Origin of the sequence: Nakamurella sp. A5-74 (genome assembly GCF_040438885.1) — a bacterium.
Taxonomy (GTDB): Bacteria; Actinomycetota; Actinomycetes; order Mycobacteriales; family Nakamurellaceae; genus Nakamurella.
The window spans coordinates 3,296,423-3,315,737 of record NZ_CP159218.1; the positions used below are offsets into that span (position 1 = coordinate 3,296,423).

The window sequence follows — 19,315 nt, forward strand, 5'->3', positions numbered from 1 at the left end:
CTGCCGCGCGCCCCGGAGAGCACGCGGGCAGCACGGCTGATCAGAATCCGAACTCGTCCAGCAGCGCCTTGCGCTGACGATCGCCCAGGCCACGCACACGGCGGCTGGCGGCGATGTCGAACTTGTCCATCAGCTCGGCGGCGCGGACCTTGCCGACACCGGGGAGGGCCTCGAGCAGGGCAGACACCTTGAGCTTGGCCACCGCGTCATTGTCCTCGGCGTCGACGAGCACCTGCTTCAGCGTGGTGCCTCCCCGCTTCAGACGCTCCTTCAGCTCCGCGCGCGCCTTGCGTGCGGCGGCGGCTTTCGCGAGCGCAGCCTGACGCTGCTCGGGGGTCAACTGGGGCAGAGCCACTTCGTCCTCTTTCGGTGTGTCTGGTGGGGTGGAGCTGCGGGCCCCGACAGGTCCTGACAGGGCGATCAGCCCACGGAATCGTCCCGGCCGACCGACTTGAAGATCCGCTGCGACCCCGAGGGCTCCTGCGAACCTACCCAGGCCGGATCACGGCAGCAAACGGGCCCCCGGCCTGATTGATCGGCAGCCGCGATCACTGCGGCACCGCGCGGTCGATGCTGGAGGGAGGCCTGACCCGATGCGCCGCTCGAACGGGTTCGCGGCGCCGACCTACGGCGCTGCTGCCCACGCGGTGTGTGCGCTCAGGCACGCATCCGGGTGATCAGTGCGGTGTCGTAGACACCGGAGATGAACTCCGGATTCTCCAGCAATTCGGCATGGAAGGCGAGGTTCGATTTCGGCCCGGTGACGGTGAATCCCGCCACAGCCGCCCTGGCCCTGGCCAGGGCTTCGTCACGGTCCCGTCCGTACACGATCAGCTTGGCCATCAACGAGTCGTACGAAGGGGTGACGGTGGTCCCCGCGACGTAACCGGAATCGACCCGCACTCCTTCGCCGCTCGGCTCCACCCACGCGGTGATCGCCCCGGGGCCCGGCAGGAAACGCTTGCTGTCCTCGGCGTTGATGCGCAGCTCGACGGCGTGGCCCACCGGGTCCGCCTCGACGACGCCGGGGTCCTCACCGGCGGCGATCAGCAGCTGCGCACGAACGAGGTCGATGCCCAGCACGGCTTCGGTGATCGGGTGCTCCACCTGCAACCGGGTGTTCATCTCCAGGAAGAAGAACTCCCGGGTGTCGGGCGCGTAGAGGAACTCGACCGTCCCCGCGCCGCGGTAGTCGACCGCCTCGCCGGCGGCCCGTGCTGCCTGCAGCAGAGCGTTCCGGACGTCCGATCCCAGGACCGGGCACGGGGTCTCCTCGGCGACCTTCTGGTTCCGCCGCTGCACGGAACAGTCCCGCTCCCCCAACGCCAGTACCCGTCCGTCCGGCAACCCGAGGATCTGCACCTCGACATGCCTCACGCTCGGGAAGTAGCGCTCCACGAACACGGATTCGTCGCCGAACAGTCGACCGGCGAAAGCGGTGACGCGCTCGTACTCGGCGGCCATCTTCGCGGGATCGTCGACCACCGCCATGCCCATCCCGCCGCCGCCGGCGGAGGCCTTGATGATCACCGGGTAGCCGATCTCCTCGGCTGCTGCCGACGCAGCTTCGGCACTCGTCACCGGATCCTCGGTGCCCGCTGCAACCGGAACCCCGCTGCGTTGCATGAGGTTCCGGGCGGCGATCTTGTCGCCCATCGCGGTGATCGCGGCCGGCGACGGTCCGACCCAGGCGACACCGGCATCGATGACGGCCTGCGCGAAGGCGGTGTTCTCGGAGAGGAAGCCGTAGCCGGGATGTACCGCACCGGCGCCGCTGCTGCGCACCGCGGCCAGCACCGCATCGACGTTGCGGTACGACTCGGCCGGACTGGCCGGCCCCAGCAGCACGGCCTCGTCCGCCTCGGTGACGAACGGCAGGGAAGCGTCGACGTCCGAATGCACGGCGATGGTGCGCAGTCCCATCTCGCGCGCGGTGCGGATCACCCGTCGGGCGATCTCTCCGCGGTTGGCCACCAGTACCGAATCGAACATGGAGCTCCTCTGCTCGGGCGGCGGGTGCGCCGCTGGCGCGCCGGGATGTGGCGCGTATCGAGAACGACGCTAGCGGCCCGGACGCCGGTGGGCAGCATGCGATGGCGACCGTCAGGGCTGCGAACCCGGCGTCCTGGCGACCGTCACGACCGCGAACCCGGCGTCCTGGCGACCGTCACGACCGCGAACCCAGCGTCCTGGCGACCGTCACGACCGCGAACCCGGCGTCCTGGCGACCGTCACGACCGCGAACCCGGCGTCCTGGCGACCGCTGGGTCAGCGAGCCTGGGAGATGTTGCCGGGGGTGCCCTTGCCGATCATGGCGTGCCGACGACCGTAGAAGACGTACACCACAACGCCGACGAGCATCCAGATGCCGAACCGGATCCAGGTGAAGGTCACCAGGTTGAGCATCAGCCAGACGCAGAAGATGACCGAGGCGATCGGTAGCACCGGCACCCACGGGACCCGGTAGCCACGCTCCAGATCGGGCCGGTTCTTCCGCAGCACCAGGACGCCGATCGACACCAGGACGAACGCGAACAGGGTGCCGACATTGACCATCTCCTCGAGGTCCTTGGTCGGTACAAAACCGGCGATCAACGCCACCGCGGCGCCGACCCCGACGGTGATCTTCACCGGAGTTCCGGTGCGCGCGTTGACCTTCGACATCCCACGTGGCAGCAGACCGTCACGAGCCATCGCGAAGATCACCCGTGACTGGCCCAGCAGCAGCACCATCACCACGGTGGTCAACCCGGCCAGCGCACCGAAGGCGATCACCTTGGCCGCCCAGCCAACCCCGAGCGCACTGAAAGCCGTTGCCAAGGAGGCCTTCTCGCCACCCAGCTGGTCGTAGCGGACCATCCCGGTGACGACGATCGAGACCAGCACGTACAGCACGGTGACGATGGCCAGCGAGCCGAAGATGCCGCGCGGCAAGTCCTTCTGCGGGTTCTTGGTCTCCTCGGCGGCGGTCGCGACGACGTCGAACCCGATGAAGGCGAAGAACACCAGCGAGGCGGCCGCGAGGATGCCGAAGGTGCCGAAGTGGCTCGGCGCCACCCCGATCAGCACCTGCAGCAGCGGCTGGTCGAGCTTGCCGCCGACGCCACCGGCGGCGGGCTGCGACGGCGGGACGAAGGGCACGAGGTTGGACGCCTTGAAGTAGAAGAACCCGACGACGATCACCAGCAGGACGACGGCGATCTTGATGGAGGTGATGATCATGTTCACCCGGGAGCTGAGCTTGGTCCCCAGGGCCAGCAGCACCGTCAGTACGGCGATGATGAGCACCGCCGCCCAGTCGAAGGCGCCGAACTCGCCGGCGGTGCCGATCGAGGTGCTCATCGCCGAGCCGAACTCGGTGAACAGGTTGCCCAGGTAGGTCGACCAACCCTTGGCGACGACCGCCGCCCCCAACGCCAACTCCAGCACCAGATCCCAGCCGATGATCCAGGCGACGAACTCACCCAGGGTTGCGTAGGAGAACGTGTAGGCCGATCCGGCCACCGGGACGGTGGAGGCGAACTCCGCGTAACACATCGCGGCCAGACCGCAGGCGATCGCGGCGATCACGAAGCTCACGGTGACGGCGGGACCTGCGGTGGTCGACGCTGTGCGGGCCGCGGTGGTGAAGATGCCGGCGCCGACGACGACCGCCACCCCGAAGACCATCAGATCCCAGGCGGTGAGGGTCTTCTTGAGCTTGTGGCCCTCGGCCTCCGTGTCCTGCAGGGACTGCTCGATGGACTTCGTGCGGAACCAGGACGAGGACGCTCCGTCCGAGCCGTCCCGCCCCGGCTTCCGCGCTGCGGTCTGGGACATACGCCACTCCCTCCGACGGGGCCGGCATCGGCCACCTGTGCGTGTGATCGGGATGACGGTAGTCCTCGGGGCGCCGCGGCCGCCCGTCGAGGGCGGGCGTGTCCGGTCCGTGCTGACCCGTTCTCCTCCCTGCGACGCGAAATCCACCCCGGGGAGGCTCCAGGAGATCTCAGCAGCCATTTCGCGCGGGTCCGGAGGCGGCGACCCAGGTTCGGTGCCCCGGGTCAGGCAGTCAGTCCGTCCGAGGCGACGAAGATCCGGCCGTCGCCGGTCACGGTCACCGGGCCGTCGGTGGCCGGTACCCAGACACTGTGGCCGGGCCGGACCGGGAGCTCGGTCCCGTCGGCGGTGTGCGCCTCGACCTCGCCGCGCACGCCCAGCAGCACCAACGGCCCGTGGTGCTGAAGCGTCACCCCCTCACCGCTCGGACCCACGGCACCCGGGTCCACGACAGCAAGGCTGAACTCGTCGATGGGCGTCGGATAGCGCCCGACACCCGGTTGCTGCTGTTCCGGCCGCAGCACCGGCACCGGGCCGACCGAGAAGTCCAGGACCCGCATCAACTCGGGGACATCGACGTGCTTGGGCGTCAACCCACCGCGCAGGACGTTGTCCGAGTTGGCCATGATCTCGACCCCGGTACCGGAGAGGTAGGCATGCAGGTTGCCGGCGCCCAGGTACAGCGCCTCACCCGGCTGCAGGGTGATCCGGTTGAGCAGCAACGAGGCGAGCACGCCGGGGTCACCCGGATAGCGCTCGCCCAGTTCCAGGGCCGTGCGGTACTCGGTGTCGAACTGGCTGCCGCCACGCACCTGTGCGATGCAGGCCGCGAGCACCGAGTCCAGCAGCGGCACCAACACCTTGGCCGGCATCGAGATGATCGAGGAGAACAGTGCGCGAGTGCCGTGCTCATCCGGTTGTCCGGCGAGCAGGGGCACGTATCGGTCCAGCTCAGGGGAGCCGAGCTGGCTGAGCAGCTGCACCGTCACGGCGGGTTCGCGGAACCCGCACAGGGCGTGGAACTCGGTCAGTGCGCAGATCAGCTCCGGCTTGTGCAGCGGGTCCTTGTAGTTGCGGTGCGCGGATCCCATCGGCACCCGCTCGGCCTGCTCCGCCTCGAACCCCCGGCGGGCCTGCTCCAGCGTCGGATGGGCCTGCAGGGAGAGTGGCTCGGCCGCGGCCAGGACCTTGAGCAGGAACGGCAGCCGGGACTCGAACCGGGAGGCGACCGCTGCGCCGAGGTGCGCCACCGGGTCTGCGGCCACGGCGTCCAGCAGCGACACGCCCGCTCCTGCGGCGACCGGCTCCAGGACCGAGGAGTCCCCAGGATGGGCGCCGATCCACAGCTCTGCCTCCGGGTGGGCGGAGGGCACCTCGCGCTCCTGGAGTTCGGCGATCGCCGTCCGGGAGCCCCAGGCGTAGGGGCGGATCCTGTTGGTCATCAACTGCACTGCTCGAGTCACCTCGTCGTATTCGCGCGTGAACAGAGGCGGCGGGGCCCCATCGGCCTCCACGGTAACCGTGCCCACCTCGCTGCGGTGCCGCCGCAACGGCCGGGGTGGGTGGTGCAGCGCGCCTCAGAGATCGAAGGCGATCCGTACGTCCAGGTCGTCGTCGGACTCGAAGCCCGTGCCCAGGTCGCGTCCGCGGCCATGATCGGCGCGCAGCTCATCGGACCGGACGGCGCCCAGGGCAGTTCCGCTGCGCCCCAGGCCGTCCGGGTGGTCGATCGGGATCGGCTGCTGCGGCCTGGTCAGACCGAGGTAGATCGCCGCGAACGTCCAGCGCACCACGACCGCAAGGGGCGGTCGACGCAGGTCCGGTCCCGGACCGGATCGCCCGACCGGATCGTCGTCGCGCTCACCCGTGGGCCGGCCACCCGGTGACCGATCGCCCGGTCGTGCGGTCGGTGTCTCGGGTGCGACGACCAGTGCGCCCGGCAGGGAATCGGCGACCGGATGCCGCCCGTCGTCGGGCAGCGGCGTCCCCAGCAGCACCGTCAGCACGGCGTCACCGGCCGGATCGTCGTCGGCGAAGATGTCTCGCGGTGCGGCTGCCGCCCGCAGCACAGCCGGCGACAGCTCGGCTGCGCGGTGCCGCAGGATCGCTGCCGGTTCGGCCGACAGCTCGAACAGCAGCCGGGCCGCGACGCCGGTCAGCGCGTCGCCGACGGGGTCGCCGCCGACCAGCAGCGGATGCCCGTGCGCCAGGTGCTCGGCCAGGGAGACCGCCGGATTGACGAAGCTCTCGACCGAGGGATGGCAGGACAGCGCGACCGCGTCGAGCTCATCGGCCCACTCGGCGGGTCCATCGCCGCCCGCGGGGATCACGCCGCACCAGCGCGCCACCGCGCAGGCCAGCGCGAGCCGGGTGACCGCCGCCAACGCTTCGGGAACGGCGAGCTGTGGGGGCACCAGCGACACCCCCGGTCCCGGGGCCCCGACGCTCTCGTCGGCCCGCAGGATCACCGTCGCACCCCGTCGGCCGGCGATCTGCGCAGCACGGGTGGCGACGGGGTCGGCGCGGCGATCGGCGAGCACCACCACCACGTCCAGTGCCCCCACCCAGGAAGGAATGTCCGGGACCCCGACGACCGGGCACGGGGACCCCGGTCCCGCGAGTGCGGACACCATGGCCACCTCGTCGGCCACCTGGGACCCGACGATCACGAACGCCCGCGGTCGATCGGGAGCCGGCAGGCTCTCCAGCTGGCCGGCCAGCGACCGCACCTGCGCGCCGATCGTCGCCGCGGCGGGCAACAGCCCGGCCCGGTCACGCTCACGAAGTAGGTCGACGTCGTGCAGGACGTCGATCCCGCTGGTCACCTCTGCGCCTGCTGTCCGTCGTCCGGAGTCATCGCCGAGGCTTCGACGGCGCTGCTCTCGGCTGCGCCGACGGGTGTGATGGCGGCGTCGTCGGTGGCCCTGCCGTCGGTGGCCCTGCCGTCGGTGGCCCTGCCGTCGGAGGAACTGCCGTCGGTGGGACTGCTGTCGATGGCAGCATCGAGCAGCAGCACGGGGATGCCGTCCTGCACCGGGAACCGGCGACCGCACTCGGTGCAGGTCAACACCTCGGCGTCGGGGTCCTCATCGGTCCCCACCCGCAGCGGCGCGTGGTGCGTGTCGGGACAGGCGAGGACCTCGAGCAGGATCGGATCGAGTGCGAGCGGCATGCCGTCCAGTATCCCCCGCCGGCAGGTCGCCGTCACCGGATCGGGGCAGCCGGGCGGCTACCCGAGAACGACACGAACGACGACCATCCACCGCTGTACCGCTCAGCCGCGGATGATCTCCAGCAGCTCGTCCCGCAACGCCGCCAGCTCGGCGGCGGTCGGGGCCTCCGCGTTCAGCCGCAGCAGCGGTTCGGTGTTGGACGGGCGCACGTTCGCCCACCGGCCGTCCGGCAGGGTGACCGTCAGGCCGTCGAGCTCATCGAAGGTCGCACCGCGCTCGTCGCCCCAGGCGTGGATCTTCCCCAGCACCGACGGCACGTCGGTGACGGTCGAGTTGATCTCGCCGGACGCGGCATAACGCTCGTACTCGGCGCCGAGCTCGGACAACGGCCGGTCCTGCCCGCCGAGGGCGGCCAGCACGTGCATCGCTGCGAGCATGCCGGTGTCGGCCCTCCAGAAATCGGCGAAGTAGTAGTGCGCCGAGTGCTCGCCGCCGAAGACGGCGCCGGTGCGGGCCATCTCGGCCTTGATGAAGGAGTGGCCGACCCGGGTGCGGACGGCCGTGCCGCCGCGCTCGGCGATGATCTCCGGCACGGCGCGCGAGGTGATGAGGTTGTGCAGCACCGTCGCACCGGGGTGCTTGGCCAGCTCACGGGCGGCGACGAGAGCGGTCACCGCGCTCGGCGATACCGGTTCCCCCTGTTCGTCGATGACGAAGCAGCGATCGGCGTCGCCGTCGAAGGCGAGCCCGATGTCCGCGCCGACCCGCTTCACCTCGGACTGCAGATCGACCAGGTTCTTCGGGTCCAGTGGGTTGGCTTCGTGGTTGGGGAAGCTGCCGTCGAGCTCGAAGAACAGCTCGTCGATGGCGAGCGGCAACTCGCCGAGCACGGCAGGCACCGTGTAGCCGGCCATCCCGTTACCGGCATCGACCACGACGTGCAGCGGACGGATCTGCGACAGGTCCACCAGGGAGTTGAGCAGCTCGGCGTATTCACTCAACACGTCCCGGGTGGTGGTGGTACCGGGCACCGCGGCCGGCTCCGGTCCGTCGCCGGCGAGCACGGCCTTGGCGGTGTCGCGGATCCAGGCGAGCCCGGTCTCCAGGCTGATCGGTACCGCACCGGCGAGGCAGGTCTTGATGCCGTTGTAGGTGGCCGGGTTGTGCGAGGCGGTGAACATCGCGCCGGGCAGGTCGAGCGAACCGGACGCGAAGTAGAGCATGTCGGTGGATCCGAGACCAGCCATCACCACGTCGACGCCGGTGCTGGTGACGCCCTCGGCGAACGCACCGGACAACTCGGGCGACGAGTCGCGCATGTCGTGGGCGATGACGACCTCACGGGACGCAGTCGCGCCGTCCGGCAGCGTGCCGTCCTGGTCGGAGACGAAGCGACCGAAAGCCACCCCGAGGGCACGGCACAACTCGCTCGTCAGCTCGTCGGAGACCAACCCGCGGATGTCGTAGGCCTTGACGATGCGGTCGAGTACGTGGGCGTCGGGAACGGTCACGATGTGTCCTCTCGTGGACCGGCCGCCGCGACCTGCGCAGTCGGGGTCCATCACAGTTACGGGTTCGAAAGCTACGGAGTTCGATCGAAAACGCGAGCGAAGAAACCCTAACGCGTCGCGTGTCAGTCCTCGGGAAAGCGCAGAACGCGGAGGTGCCCGCGACGACCGGTGACCACCGGCGAAGGCTCCTGCGTCCGCTCGGCACGGCCGGCCTCGCGCACCGCATCCGCAAGCGCCTCGAGATCGTCGACGCGCGGGCCGGTGAGCAGATCGGTGTCCGGACGCACGATCTCCCAGCCCTGCGGAGCGGTCAGCCCGAGGGCGTGGTCGCCGCACAGGTCGTACGAATGGGGTTCTGCGGCGGTGGCCAGTGGGCCGACGACTGCCGTCGAGTCGGCATAGGCGTAGGTCAGGGTCGCCAATGCGGGATTCTGGCACCCGGAACGGGAGCAACGTCGGACTCTGGCCACAGCGAAACGCTAGCCGACGCCCAGCCCCGTCCGAGCGACGGCACGCCGGGACCGGCGGCGTCCGACCGGTCGACCCCGGTACCGTCCACCCGGCCTTCGTCGGATGTGATGACCTGGATCGGCGACCGGTTCAGTGGTCCTCTGGTTCGCCCAGCACAGCGGCCACCTGTTCCCGCAGCAGGTCGAGGATCAAATCCTCCAGGTCTTCCGGATCGGTGGAACGATGCTCGATCGGGCGGCGGTAGACGATCACCCTGGCCCTGGTCGGTCGGCCCCGCCGGTCGACACCCGGGCCCACGAAACGGGTCAGGGGGACCTCGCCGTCCAGAACCGCATCAACGGCGTTCGTACCGGAGGCGTCGGCGGCAACCGGGGGTACCTCGTCGACGGCGAACTCGAGCGATTCCAATCGGGAGCCGAACACCTGCTCGAGGTCGTCGACCGCATGCAGGACTGCGTCGTCGAACCGCTCGGACCTGGTGCGCGCCAACGGAACCCGACCGGACAGCAGCGGCCGACGCAGGCCCCGCCCTCGCCGGTCGTGCCGGTCGCGTCGCACCCGCGCTTCGTCGACGGTCGGGACGACGGGGTCGGCACCGCCGGCGGTTCCCGCGTTCACCGCCGCGCGACGTCGCTCGTCACCGCCGGCGGACCTGGATGCGACGGGACGATCGGGGATCGGGGGTACGGATGCCATGATGGCCGCAGTCTAAGCGGCACCTCCGGCCGGTGACGCCGGGTCTGCCGATGCGCGGATCAGACCACGCGGCGCTTGAGGCGACGACGCTCGCGCTCGGACATCCCGCCCCAGATGCCGAACCGCTCGTCATGGGCCAGCGCGTAGGTCAGGCACTCGGCGCGGACCTCGCAGCCGGTGCAGATCTTCTTGGCCTCCCGGGTCGAGCCACCTTTTTCGGGGAAGAACGCCTCCGGGTCGGTCTGCGCGCAGAGCGCGCGGTCGTGCCATTCGGCCTCGTGCTCGTCGGCACCGGAGGTGACGACGGCCAACGGCAGCAGGCTGGTGGGATCACCGAACCCGGTGAACTCCTCACCTGGGTCGGTGGCTGCCAGCACCTCGTCGAGCTCCGAGCCGTGCTGTGCACGCCGACCCGCGAGATCGTCCGTGATCACCTCGTGTGTGGTCATCCGCATCCGCTCCTGATCGACCGCCCCCGGGGCGATCTCCTCGACCGTGCCGCCACCGTCGACACCGTCGAGGTCGTCTGACCTCGGGTGCCGGAGTTCCCCCGTGCGAAATGACATGCCTGTGATTACACCCGTGTGTTCTGCGCGCGTCAAGCGCGCACGGGTGATAAGGAACCGAAGGAGTATCTGGGGACCCCATCCGGGAACGGTGCGTGACCAGCGACGACCGGCGCAGCTCTTCCGGGGTGCCGCGCGTCACAGGGAGTGGTCCCGAGCCGCAGCTCGACACCCGGAGTGTCCGCTGCCACCGGTTCGGACGACCCTGCGCCCCCCGCCCGGCCCCCGGACGCGCCCACGACTGCCCACCGACCGGTGCCACCACGGCCTCCCGCACACTGGAGCCATGGGATCCGTCAGCCGTCGAGCCAGCGACCTGTGGGTATTCCCGGTGATCGTCCTGGTCACCGCAGCGGCCGCCGCGTTCTGCGCCGGCGCCTCCACCGGTGCCGCTGCGGGGCCGTGGATCTTCGTCACGGTCTTCGGCGGCTGGGTGATCACGCTCTGCCTGCACGAGTTCGCCCATGCCGTCGTCTCGCTCGCCGGCGGCGACACCTCGGTCCGCGAGCGCGGCTATCTGTGGCTCAATCCAGTGCGGTACTCGGACGCGACGACCTCCCTGGTGATCCCCCTCGTGCTGCTGGCCGTCGGCGGGATCCCGCTGCCCGGCGGCGCTGTGGTCGTGGAGCCCTACCGGCTGCGCCGCCGCTGGTGGGCCTCGCTCGTCTCAGCGGCCGGACCGGTGACCAACCTGCTGCTGGGCATCGCCCTGGTGCTGGTCGCGGTTCGACTCGATTCGTTCCTGGGCACCGCACTGGCGTTCCTGGGCCTGCTGCAGTTCGTCGCCGGCGTCCTCAACCTGCTGCCGGTGCCGGGGTTCGACGGATTCGGCATCCTGACGCCGTACCTGTCCGGGGCATTCCTGCAGAAGATCAGGCCACTGCAGCCGTGGCTGCCGCTGGCGGTCTTCGCGATCCTGTTCAGCGTGCCGGGCGCCGGCTCGGCGTTGTTCGACATCGGCCGGTGGCTGACGGACGCCTTCGGTGGATCCTCGTTCCAGGCGAACATCGGCGGGTCACTGTTCCGGTTCTGGCAGTGAGCGACCCTTCTGCGACCCGGACCGCTGCCGACCAGGGTGCGGTCGGCGCACCGCTGACGTGGTGGCAGGATCGGTGGACGTGAGAATCGCAGTCCTGGCCGGCGGTGTCGGCGGTGCCCGTTTCCTGGCCGGCGTGAAGGCACATCTGGGCTGGCAACCCGACGGTTCGGCGCCCGCCGACTCCCCCGACGAGATCATCGCGATCGTCAACACCGCCGACGACATCCGGTTGCACGGCCTGCAGATCTGCCCCGACCTGGATTCGTGTCTCTACACGCTCAGCGGGCAGGCGGACACCGAACGCGGCTGGGGCCGGGCCGGCGAGACCTGGACCGTCTCCCGGGAATTGGCCGACTACGGCGCAGAGGCACCATGGTTCTCGTTGGGGGACAAGGACATCGCGACGCACCTGGTGCGCACCAGGATGCTCGACGCCGGCTATCCGTTGTCTGCCGTGATGGCCGCGATCGGTGAGCGCTGGCAGCCGGGCGTCCGGTTGCTGCCGATGAGCGACGACCGGGTCGAGACGCACGTGGTGGTCGATCGGCCCGCTGCGGATCGCGCCCAGGACGGCGCCCAGGGTGGTGCCCAGGGTGGAGCCCAGGCTGGGGCCGACGGCGACACCGAGCGGGTTGCCCTGCACTTCCAGGAGTGGTGGGTGCGCTATCGCGCGGGTTTGACGCCGCATGCCATCACCCCGGTCGGCGCCGATGTGGCGACCCCGGCACCCGGGGTGCTCGAGGCGATCCGGGATGCCGACCTGGTGCTGATCGCCCCGTCCAACCCGGTCGTCTCGATCGGCACCATCCTGGCCGTGCCCGGGATCCGGGAAGCGATCAGATCCACGGCGGCACCGGTCGTGGGCGTCTCCCCGCTGATCGACGACAAACCGATCCGCGGGCATGCCGACATCTGCCTGGCGGCGATCGGCGTCGAGGCCACCGCGCAGGCCGTCGGTCGGCACTACGGCGCCCGCTCGGTCGACGGCCTGCTCGACGGTTACCTGGTCGCGGAGGGCGAGTCCGCCGACGTCCCCGGGGTGCTGGTGGCCGACATCCCGTTGCTGATGACGGATCCGGGCGCGACCGCCGCCATGGTCGCCGCCTGCCGTCGGCTGGTGGGGATCTGATGAGCACCGCTCCCGATCCTGGCGCGATCGCGCCTGGGTCGGTCGCTCCAGCGGGTGCCGGGCTGCATGTGCTCCCCGTGCCGGGGCTGCCCGACTTCCGACCCGGCGACGATCTGGCCGGTGCCATCCACGCCGCCGCTCCCTGGTTGGTCGACGGCGACGTGCTGGTGGTGACGTCGAAGGCAGTGTCGAAGGTCGAGGGTCGCCTGGTTCGTTCGCCCACCGATCCCGCCGAGCGGGACGAGTTCCGCCGTCGTCTGATCGACGAACACACCGTCCGGTTGGTGGCGCAGATCGGTCGTACCCGCATCGTGGAGAACGCGCTCGGCATCGTCGCGGCGGCCGCCGGGATCGACGCGTCGAACGTGCACCTCGACGAGATCGCGCTGCTGCCGGTGGACCCCGATGCTTCGGCCGCGGCACTCGTGCGGGCCTTCGGCGCCTTCGGGGTGCGGGTCGGGGTGGTGATCACCGACACCCAGGGCCGGGCGTGGCGAATGGGCGTCACCGACGTGGCGATCGGCGCGGCCGGTGTGCCCACCACCGACGACCACCGCGGTGGCGTCGACGAGCACGGAAACGAGCTGGTGGTGACGGTCGTGGCGTTGGGCGACGAGATCGCCGCTGCCGCCGACCTGGTGAAGGGCAAGCTGTCCGGGGTGCCGGTCGCGGTCGTCCGCGGCCTGGATGCGCCGGGCGGTCGGGGCCGCGTTGTCCGTCATCGCGGGGGTGGACGTGCGCTGATCCGTCCCGCCGAGGAGGACCTGTTCCGGCTGGGCACGGACCTGGCGATCCGGACCGGCATGGAGCAGGGTGCGCGGGAGGCGATGCTGTCCCACGAACGCGCCGCGGGTGCCCCGATGGACGCCTTCGCGCAGTTCCACCTCGCGCAGCAGGCGGTGCTGCGGGTGCGGGACGACATCGGTCTCGGGATCAGCGCAGGGTTCACCCTCGTCACCCGCGCGGAGGAGGCGACCGGGCGGATCGTCGTGCTGGTGCGTCAGACCCCGCCGGTCGGCACCGGCGACCCGCCCGCGACCGGCGAGGCGCCCGGGACCGGCGAGGCGGCGCTGCCGGCGGTGGCCAGGGCCGGCATCGTGCTGCAGGCCATCCGCGGGTTCCTCGCCGTCGACGGGATCCACGCCCGCTGGATCACCGGGAGCGGGCTCGAGACCCGCGATGCCCTGCTCGGGCTGGAGCTCGGCTGATGTCGCACGCCGAACTGCACGCGGACGCCATACGGGTGCTCACGGCCTGGCGGCCGTCCGATGAGTCGCAACAGGCATTGGCCCACGGCTACCTGGCCTTCCTGGCAGCGCGGGCAGACGCGATCCGACGGTCGTGCGTGCCCGGTCATCTGACCGCGAGCGCCGTCGTGCTGTCGGCGGACCTGCGCTCGACCCTGCTCACCCTGCATCCGCGGGTCGGGCGATGGCTCCAGCTCGGCGGGCACTGCGAGGACGGCGACGCGACCCTGGCCGATGCCGCCCTGCGGGAGGCAGTCGAGGAGTCCGGGATCGCTGATCTGGCGCCGGTGGCCGGTCCGATCCAGCTCGACGTGCACCCCATCACCTGTTCGCTCGGCGTCCCCACCCGGCACCTGGACGTCCGGTTCTGCATCGTCGCCGCCGCCGGCGCCCGGGCGGTGATCTCCGACGAGTCGGACGATCTGCGGTGGTGGCCGGTCGATGCGCTGCCGGAGCGGACCGATCCGTTGTTGGCCGCCTCGGTCCGCCTCGCAGTCGCCGCCGCCGCCGCCGTCTGACGGCGCGGGGACGGCGTCGGCGGCCCTTGGCGGGCGGATGGCCGGCGCGGGGGCGGACGCTGGGAGCGGGTGGCGGAGCACCCTCGCTCACGGACGGACGCACCGCTCACGTTCAACCATGAGCAACGAGCCTCGCTGCTCGCCACCCTGCTCGGCGGCCTGTGGGGCATGCGATTCCACCGCAAGATCGACAAATTCGCTGCTGGCAGCGACGCGATCTGACCTGCGTGGCGCGAACCGGGGGAAACCAGCTCGTGGTGTGGGTGCTGCTCAGTGCCCCGATGTCAATCGAGATGCCGGAAGAGTGGCCATATGGCCGGGAGTCCACCGATCGGGTTGCGGCACAGTGCGATTGGCTGGTTCTGTTCCTGGTTGTCGACGTCCATGCCGTTGTCGAGGACTCCGACGACGGTGCACGACTCGAACAGCGTGACCGCCTGATCGAGCTGTCCGCCGACCACCACAGCGACAGTCGCGGTCGGCGGGGGCCGGGACTGGTCGGCCAGCGCGACGTGGCCGGACAGGATCGGCGGCAGTCCGGCGGCCGGCCCGAATCGGTCCAGGGCACCGGCCTCGCCGTAGTTGCTGGTGATGATCACCGCGCCGGCTCGGTCCTCCGGTGACAAATTGTCGACCGCGCCGCGAATCTGGGCGACGTAGGTCGGCAGCCGATCTGATCGCCGACGGTCTGATTGATGGCCGGGATCGGCGTCGCGCCGACCACCGACACGGGCAGCAGGGGAAGTGAGATCACCGAGCAGACCGCGACATCCAGGGCGATCCCGGTCGTCACCAGCGCGCGGCGGACGCGAATTCCCGACCGATCCAGTCCGCGGTGGGGACGGCGCCGATGGCGTACACGACGGCCAGAATCCCGAGCGGGTAGTGGACCTGCGCCCCACCGATCACAGTGAAGACCACCACCATCGGAAACGCGACCACCAGCCCACGCAGCTCCCGCCATTGCGGCCAACGAGCCAGGGCGACCAGGCCCGCGACCCAGATGGGGATCAGTGGGGGGCCGAGCAACAGCGCCAGGAAGGGCACCGTCTTCACCCGTACGTCATCCCCGTTGTTGCCCGAAAGGGCGGCGCCCATGGCGAGCTGTGGCCAGTCGTGGGAGACCTGGTAGATCAGGTTCGGCAGGGCGATCAGCACCGCCAGCGCCGCGGCGCCCCACATCCACGGCGACCGCAGCACCCGCCGCGGGCCAAGAGCAGCGATACCGATCAGCAGTGCGGCGACCAGGTAGATGATCAGCAGCTTGTTGTATGTGGAGAGTCCGATCAGGGCGCCGGTGGCGAGCCACCAGCGTGGGTCGTCCCGCCGCAGCGCGCGGATCACGAACAGCGCCGTCAGTGGCCACACCACCAGATCGACGGACGCGGTCAGCATTACGTGACCCATGGTCAGCGGCAGCGCACCGAACGTGTATCCCCACGCCGAGATGGTCTGCGCTGCAGCATTTCCGCCGACCTCGCGAGTGATCGCTGCGATCACCAGCACCGATCCGGCGAGGCACAGGGTGGCCGGGGTCCGGATCGCCCAGACTTCATCGGCGACCAGGCTGCTCATCGTTCGCACCAGCCAGGGCGTGAATGGCGGCTGGTCCACGTAGTTCCAGGCCGGCGTGAGCATCCGGAAGTAGAGCTCGTCGCGGTGGTAGCCGTACCGCGGGGCCAGCACGGTCAGCAGCAACCCGATCATCACCACCGCGGACCAGACCGGCAGGTGAGCAAAGGGTGGGCGCGACGGGATCGATCGAGGGCCGGACTCGGCGGTCGCCGTTCTGCGCACGATCGCTGACGCTACCGCCGCCGGACCACGACGTCACCTCCGGATGCCGACGGGACGGCGCCGCACTTCCGGTGCCGACCGGACACCCGAGTGACCTACGCGCGTACGCGGCGGTGAGGTCCACCGCGTAACTGGCAGCGAAAATGGTGAACTCGACCGTCACGCCGGGCCGAATCGACCAGGGTCTCCTTGCCCGACAGATCTAGCTTCGATCGAGGATCCGATCCGGGGTTGAGCGAGGACGGGCGGTCGGCACGGTAGCGTTCGGGAGGCCACCGGCGGGCATCCGCGAAGTCGGCAGGCCGAGGCCGCGTCAGGCACTGCCGACGTTCACCAGCTGGATTTCCGGACTCCGGGGAGTTCGCCTGCGTGGGCCATCGCTCGCATCCGGATCCGCGACACCCCGAACTTTCGCAGATAGCCGCGCGGACGTCCGTCGGCGACGTCGCGGTGGCGTACCCGGACCGGTGAGGCATCCCGCGGCAGTTGCTGTAAGGCGGTCCGGGCCGCGTCACGCTCGGTGGGATCCGTAGCAGTGCGTGCGGTCTCCTTGAGCGCGAGGCGCCGCTCGGCGTACCGGGCGACCACCTCCTGGCGCTGCCGATTACGGGCGATCTTCGAGGCCTTGGCCATCAGACCTTCTCGCCGCGGGCGCGCATCCTGGCCACGGCGGCGTCCGGGCCGATCCGGTCCAGAAGCTTCAGACCTTTGGCGCTCAACCGGAGTCGGACCGTGCGGCCCAGGGACGGGACGTACACCCGACGACGTTGGATGTTCGGGTCGAACCGGCGGGGTATGCGGACGTGGCTGTGCGAGATCGCGCGGCCGAAGCCGGGAACGCGACCGGTGAGCTGACAGTGGCGGGACATGATCCTCCTCGAGAAGTGGTGTCATAATGACAACCGTTCCCATCAATCTCGTGACATGCAGGAGGCACCATGGCCAGGAACGACGTTCGCCCGATCGTCAAGCTGAAGTCGACCGCAGGGACCGGCTACACGTACGTCACCCGCAAGAATCGTCGCAACGACCCGGACCGGATGGTGCTGCGCAAGTTCGATCCGGTTGCGCGACAATACGTCGACTTCCGGGAAGAACGCTGATGCCGCGGGTCCAGCGGAAGATCGCCGAGCATCGATCCGCCCGCAGCAAGCCCAATCCGCTCTACGGCGTCGCCGCCGCCGACATCGACTACAAGGACTCGATGATGCTGCGCCGCTTCATCTCCGACCGCGACAAGATCCGTAGCCGCCGGGTCACGGGCCTCACCCCACGGCAGCAGCGAACGATCCGGTATCCGCCGCTGCGGTATGGGATGTCGTGACGATCCCGTCCGTGCACTGCCTGGAGTTCCTGAACGTCGATGAATGGCGACAGCTCTGTCCCGCGGGCGACGAGGTGGACGGAGTGGTGTGCCTGCATCTGCTGAGCGAGGACGTCGACCGAACGGTCGACCGGATGATCACCGCCGGCTGGACCACCGCCACTCCGCTGGCGGGTGCTGCGCACCTGGACCCGCATCCGGCCGACCACATCCGCTTCACCATCACCGACGCCTCGGTCGAGGACTGGGTCGAGCAGCGCCGCCGCGTCCTGGGCGAGCAACTCATCGTCCGCAGGCACTGAGGTGGGTGTCGAGGCTGTGGTCGCGACGGCGCCGCACACCGATTGCGGGGATGCGCTCAGTGGAGCTCGTGGGCGTGGGCGACAGCATCCAGGACGATGTGCGCCAAGTGGTTGTCGACCAACTCGTAGGCGATGCTGCGGTCCTGCCGCTCGGAGCGGACCACGCCCGCTGCCCGCAGGATCTTCAGGTGTTGACTGACCAGGGGTTGCGAGACGTCGAGCCTGGACACCAGTTCGTTGACGAACAGCGGACCGTCGAGCAGTTCGATGACGATGGACATCCGGACACCCGATGCCAGAGCGCGCAGCAACTCGACGGCGTCGTCGATGTCTGTGCTGCTCGGGCGATCGGGTGCCGCGGTCATGCTGGGATTAGATCAGGCGGCGTGCGTGCAGGTACTGCAGGCACAGTCGGCGCAGGTGCAGTTGGCGCAACTGTCCGTGCAGTTGGCGCACTCGCAGGTGGCGTGGTTGCACGTGCTGCAGGTGCAATCCGAGCAGTTGCACATTGCGCAGGAGTCGGTGCAATTGCCGCACTGGCAGGTGTCGCACTCGTCGTAGTGCGTGCCTTCCGTGGACTCGTGGGCGCGGTGTACGTGGCCATCGTGGACGTAGTCGACGTGGTCTGTATGGATGACCGCGTCATGGCCGCAACCAGGTCCGTGGGTGTGGCGGTGCGACTCGGCGGTGCGGTGGGGTGTGGCGGTGGTCATCAAGGTTCCTCTCGAAGGCTGGATATGCTGTCATCATGATATGCGAATATCTGCATGTCAAGTTGCTGTCGTTGGTTCCATGTCGGCGCCGTTGACTGGCGGCGATCCGCACTTGGGCGAAGAACCGGCCACCAGGTGTCGGAACGCGCCCGCATCTCCCAGACCGTCCTCGACGCATTCGACAGCGCCCACTGCCACATCTCGGAGCCGCTGCTTGTCCATGCGACCTCCGATCTGCTTCCAGCTCGGACGGGTAGCGATGCGGCTGCTGTGGATGCCGCCGGAGGAGGGTATCTTCTGACACACTCGATCAACCGTGGAGGTCGCATGTACGCACGTCTGTACGCCAAAGTCGCTGGGGTGATCATCGTGCTCATCGGCGTCGGCGGCCTCCTGCTAGGAGAGAAGTCGCTCTTCGGGATCCTCAACATCGACATCGCAGAAGACGCGATTCACTTGATCACCGGCGGAATGATGGCTGGTGTAGGTTTCCGCGGCTCGGACCGAGCCGTGCGTTCGGTGGTCGGCGGTCTGGGAGTGGTGTACCTACTCGTCGGCGTCCTGGGCTTTTTTGTCCCGGACCTGTTCGGGCTCCTACCGCACGAGTACCACACTGTGCTGGACAACCTGATCCACCTGTCGCTGGGTGTTCTCGGTGTCGCGGTGGGATTCTTCCTCGGGCAGCGGCCGGTCGCGCAGTCCTCGAAATTGGCCACGTAGGTGAGTGAGGCCTCGACGGTAACGACCGTGCTGGGACGGGGTGCCGTCGCGGGCCCCGGTCATCATGACCGCCTTCCAGAAGTTCGTCGAGATGCCGATCACCGGACGCTCGGGACAGCTATGCGCCGGACGGCGTCCCGGGTGCGGCGGGTGGCATCGAGTTGCCGCGTCACCGTCTCAGCGGCCGCCTCGTCTGCGGTCGTCGTCGTGTCGAGGTGCAGGATCTGGCCGTGAGGTAGCCGTACTTCGACCGGACCGGAGGGTCGAGCGCCGGACCGCTCCACTCCTTC

23 protein-coding genes and 2 pseudogenes are annotated in these 19,315 nt (G+C 69.6%); 9 read left to right on the forward strand and 16 right to left on the reverse strand.

Translation table 11 applies throughout. The features are described 5' to 3' along the window. Nucleotides 1-40 precede the first annotated feature (40 nt). The 10 genes and pseudogenes from mihF to ABLG96_RS15215 all read right to left on the reverse strand — a co-directional run bounded on the left by mihF (nucleotide 41) and on the right by ABLG96_RS15215 (nucleotide 9,990). Nucleotides 41-355: an integration host factor, actinobacterial type gene (gene mihF / locus ABLG96_RS15170; RefSeq protein ID WP_353648183.1), complete on the reverse strand. Its 315-nt coding sequence runs from the start codon at nucleotides 353-355 to the stop codon at nucleotides 41-43. Nucleotides 356-657: 302 nt separating this feature from the next. Next, complete coding sequence (locus tag ABLG96_RS15175; RefSeq protein WP_353648184.1) at nucleotides 658-1,992, reverse strand: biotin carboxylase N-terminal domain-containing protein; 1,335 nt, start codon at nucleotides 1,990-1,992, stop codon at nucleotides 658-660. A 276-nt stretch (nucleotides 1,993-2,268) separates the two neighbouring features. Next, complete coding sequence (locus ABLG96_RS15180) at nucleotides 2,269-3,819, reverse strand: amino acid permease (RefSeq protein WP_353648185.1); 1,551 nt, start codon at nucleotides 3,817-3,819, stop codon at nucleotides 2,269-2,271. Nucleotides 3,820-4,043: 224 nt separating this feature from the next. Further along, nucleotides 4,044-5,261 (reverse strand): mannose-6-phosphate isomerase, class I, encoded by a 1,218-nt coding sequence (gene manA, locus ABLG96_RS15185; RefSeq protein ID WP_353648186.1) that lies wholly within the window; start codon nucleotides 5,259-5,261, stop codon nucleotides 4,044-4,046. A 135-nt stretch (nucleotides 5,262-5,396) separates the two neighbouring features. Continuing rightward, nucleotides 5,397-6,644 (reverse strand): hypothetical protein, encoded by a 1,248-nt coding sequence (locus ABLG96_RS15190; RefSeq protein WP_353648187.1) that lies wholly within the window; start codon nucleotides 6,642-6,644, stop codon nucleotides 5,397-5,399. Between the two features lie 146 nt (nucleotides 6,645-6,790). Continuing rightward, a pseudogene (locus ABLG96_RS15195) lies at nucleotides 6,791-6,991 on the reverse strand (Trm112 family protein); the annotation flags it as partial. 102 nt (nucleotides 6,992-7,093) lie between these two features. Next, the gene (locus ABLG96_RS15200; protein WP_353648188.1) at nucleotides 7,094-8,503 is read right to left on the reverse strand and encodes a phosphomannomutase/phosphoglucomutase; all 1,410 of its coding nucleotides are present in this window, start codon (nucleotides 8,501-8,503) and stop codon (nucleotides 7,094-7,096) included. Between the two features lie 122 nt (nucleotides 8,504-8,625). Beyond that, nucleotides 8,626-8,973, reverse strand: coding sequence for a DUF3499 domain-containing protein (locus tag ABLG96_RS15205; protein WP_353648189.1), 348 nt, complete (start codon nucleotides 8,971-8,973; stop codon nucleotides 8,626-8,628). A gap of 130 nt (nucleotides 8,974-9,103) precedes the next feature. Then, on the reverse strand, nucleotides 9,104-9,670 hold the full coding sequence (locus tag ABLG96_RS15210) for a metallopeptidase family protein (protein WP_353648190.1): 567 nt from the start codon (nucleotides 9,668-9,670) through the stop codon (nucleotides 9,104-9,106). A gap of 59 nt (nucleotides 9,671-9,729) precedes the next feature. Then, nucleotides 9,730-9,990 (reverse strand): WhiB family transcriptional regulator, encoded by a 261-nt coding sequence (locus tag ABLG96_RS15215; RefSeq protein WP_353651534.1) that lies wholly within the window; start codon nucleotides 9,988-9,990, stop codon nucleotides 9,730-9,732. 532 nt (nucleotides 9,991-10,522) lie between these two features. Between ABLG96_RS15215 and ABLG96_RS15220 the strand changes: the two genes are divergently transcribed. From ABLG96_RS15220 to ABLG96_RS15240, 5 genes and pseudogenes are all read left to right on the forward strand, one after another. Continuing rightward, nucleotides 10,523-11,275, forward strand: coding sequence for a site-2 protease family protein (locus ABLG96_RS15220; RefSeq protein ID WP_353648191.1), 753 nt, complete (start codon nucleotides 10,523-10,525; stop codon nucleotides 11,273-11,275). Nucleotides 11,276-11,354: 79 nt separating this feature from the next. Then, nucleotides 11,355-12,404: a 2-phospho-L-lactate transferase CofD family protein gene (locus ABLG96_RS15225; RefSeq protein WP_353648192.1), complete on the forward strand. Its 1,050-nt coding sequence runs from the start codon at nucleotides 11,355-11,357 to the stop codon at nucleotides 12,402-12,404. After that, a pseudogene (locus ABLG96_RS15230) lies at nucleotides 12,404-13,234 on the forward strand (coenzyme F420-0:L-glutamate ligase); the annotation flags it as partial. The gene ABLG96_RS15225 and the pseudogene ABLG96_RS15230, both read left to right, overlap by 1 nt. 377 nt (nucleotides 13,235-13,611) lie before the next feature. Next, nucleotides 13,612-14,169: an NUDIX hydrolase gene (locus ABLG96_RS15235; RefSeq protein WP_353648193.1), complete on the forward strand. Its 558-nt coding sequence runs from the start codon at nucleotides 13,612-13,614 to the stop codon at nucleotides 14,167-14,169. A 69-nt stretch (nucleotides 14,170-14,238) separates the two neighbouring features. Continuing rightward, the gene (locus tag ABLG96_RS15240) at nucleotides 14,239-14,391 is read left to right on the forward strand and encodes a hypothetical protein (RefSeq protein ID WP_353648194.1); all 153 of its coding nucleotides are present in this window, start codon (nucleotides 14,239-14,241) and stop codon (nucleotides 14,389-14,391) included. A gap of 62 nt (nucleotides 14,392-14,453) precedes the next feature. Here ABLG96_RS15240 and ABLG96_RS15245 read toward each other — a convergent pair whose 3' ends face one another. The 4 genes from ABLG96_RS15245 to rpmB form a co-directional block, all read right to left on the reverse strand. Further along, nucleotides 14,454-14,768, reverse strand: coding sequence for a hypothetical protein (locus ABLG96_RS15245; protein ID WP_353648195.1), 315 nt, complete (start codon nucleotides 14,766-14,768; stop codon nucleotides 14,454-14,456). A gap of 190 nt (nucleotides 14,769-14,958) precedes the next feature. Continuing rightward, complete coding sequence (locus ABLG96_RS15250) at nucleotides 14,959-15,966, reverse strand: glycosyltransferase family 39 protein (RefSeq protein ID WP_353648196.1); 1,008 nt, start codon at nucleotides 15,964-15,966, stop codon at nucleotides 14,959-14,961. Between the two features lie 330 nt (nucleotides 15,967-16,296). Further along, the gene (rpsN, locus tag ABLG96_RS15255; protein WP_353648197.1) at nucleotides 16,297-16,599 is read right to left on the reverse strand and encodes a 30S ribosomal protein S14; all 303 of its coding nucleotides are present in this window, start codon (nucleotides 16,597-16,599) and stop codon (nucleotides 16,297-16,299) included. Further along, nucleotides 16,599-16,835, reverse strand: a complete 237-nt coding sequence (gene rpmB, locus ABLG96_RS15260) for a 50S ribosomal protein L28 (RefSeq protein WP_353648198.1) — start codon at nucleotides 16,833-16,835, stop codon at nucleotides 16,599-16,601. The genes rpsN and rpmB overlap by 1 nt, the downstream gene beginning before the upstream one ends. Nucleotides 16,836-16,904: 69 nt before the next feature. Between rpmB and rpmG the strand changes: the two genes are divergently transcribed. The 3 genes from rpmG to ABLG96_RS15275 are packed head-to-tail and all read left to right on the forward strand — an operon-like array spanning nucleotide 16,905 to nucleotide 17,592. Further along, nucleotides 16,905-17,069 carry a 50S ribosomal protein L33 gene (rpmG, locus tag ABLG96_RS15265; protein WP_353648199.1) on the forward strand — a complete coding sequence of 55 codons (165 nt, stop codon included), beginning with the start codon at nucleotides 16,905-16,907 and terminating at the stop codon, nucleotides 17,067-17,069. Then, nucleotides 17,069-17,290, forward strand: coding sequence for a 30S ribosomal protein S18 (gene rpsR, locus ABLG96_RS15270; protein WP_353648200.1), 222 nt, complete (start codon nucleotides 17,069-17,071; stop codon nucleotides 17,288-17,290). The genes rpmG and rpsR overlap by 1 nt, the downstream gene beginning before the upstream one ends. Next, the gene (locus tag ABLG96_RS15275) at nucleotides 17,287-17,592 is read left to right on the forward strand and encodes a hypothetical protein (protein ID WP_353648201.1); all 306 of its coding nucleotides are present in this window, start codon (nucleotides 17,287-17,289) and stop codon (nucleotides 17,590-17,592) included. The genes rpsR and ABLG96_RS15275 overlap by 4 nt, the downstream gene beginning before the upstream one ends. 56 nt (nucleotides 17,593-17,648) lie before the next feature. Here the strand turns inward: ABLG96_RS15275 and ABLG96_RS15280 are convergent, their stop codons facing one another. Continuing rightward, the gene (locus ABLG96_RS15280) at nucleotides 17,649-17,957 is read right to left on the reverse strand and encodes a metalloregulator ArsR/SmtB family transcription factor (protein WP_353648202.1); all 309 of its coding nucleotides are present in this window, start codon (nucleotides 17,955-17,957) and stop codon (nucleotides 17,649-17,651) included. Nucleotides 17,958-17,969: 12 nt separating this feature from the next. Beyond that, nucleotides 17,970-18,305, reverse strand: coding sequence for a hypothetical protein (locus ABLG96_RS15285; protein ID WP_353648203.1), 336 nt, complete (start codon nucleotides 18,303-18,305; stop codon nucleotides 17,970-17,972). Nucleotides 18,306-18,440: 135 nt separating this feature from the next. Between ABLG96_RS15285 and ABLG96_RS15290 the strand changes: the two genes are divergently transcribed. Further along, nucleotides 18,441-19,025, forward strand: coding sequence for a DUF4383 domain-containing protein (locus ABLG96_RS15290; protein ID WP_353648204.1), 585 nt, complete (start codon nucleotides 18,441-18,443; stop codon nucleotides 19,023-19,025). Nucleotides 19,026-19,315 lie beyond the last annotated feature (290 nt).

Bases quoted from the DNA above. Each gene is read 5' to 3' on its own strand.
- manA (WP_353648186.1), bottom strand. From the start codon at position 5,261: ATGACCAACAGGATCCGCCCCTACGCCTGGGGCTCCCGGACGGCGATC.
- rpsN (WP_353648197.1), bottom strand. From the start codon at position 16,599: ATGGCCAAGGCCTCGAAGATCGCCCGTAATCGGCAGCGCCAGGAGGTG.
- rpsR (WP_353648200.1), top strand. From the start codon at position 17,069: ATGCCGCGGGTCCAGCGGAAGATCGCCGAGCATCGATCCGCCCGCAGC.
- ABLG96_RS15280 (WP_353648202.1), bottom strand. From the start codon at position 17,957: ATGACCGCGGCACCCGATCGCCCGAGCAGCACAGACATCGACGACGCC.
- ABLG96_RS15285 (WP_353648203.1), bottom strand. From the start codon at position 18,305: ATGACCACCGCCACACCCCACCGCACCGCCGAGTCGCACCGCCACACC.
- ABLG96_RS15235 (WP_353648193.1), top strand. From the start codon at position 13,612: ATGTCGCACGCCGAACTGCACGCGGACGCCATACGGGTGCTCACGGCC.
- ABLG96_RS15220 (WP_353648191.1), top strand. From the start codon at position 10,523: ATGGGATCCGTCAGCCGTCGAGCCAGCGACCTGTGGGTATTCCCGGTG.
- rpmG (WP_353648199.1), top strand. From the start codon at position 16,905: ATGGCCAGGAACGACGTTCGCCCGATCGTCAAGCTGAAGTCGACCGCA.
- ABLG96_RS15180 (WP_353648185.1), bottom strand. From the start codon at position 3,819: ATGTCCCAGACCGCAGCGCGGAAGCCGGGGCGGGACGGCTCGGACGGA.
- rpmB (WP_353648198.1), bottom strand. From the start codon at position 16,835: ATGTCCCGCCACTGTCAGCTCACCGGTCGCGTTCCCGGCTTCGGCCGC.
- ABLG96_RS15175 (WP_353648184.1), bottom strand. From the start codon at position 1,992: ATGTTCGATTCGGTACTGGTGGCCAACCGCGGAGAGATCGCCCGACGG.
- ABLG96_RS15210 (WP_353648190.1), bottom strand. From the start codon at position 9,670: ATGGCATCCGTACCCCCGATCCCCGATCGTCCCGTCGCATCCAGGTCC.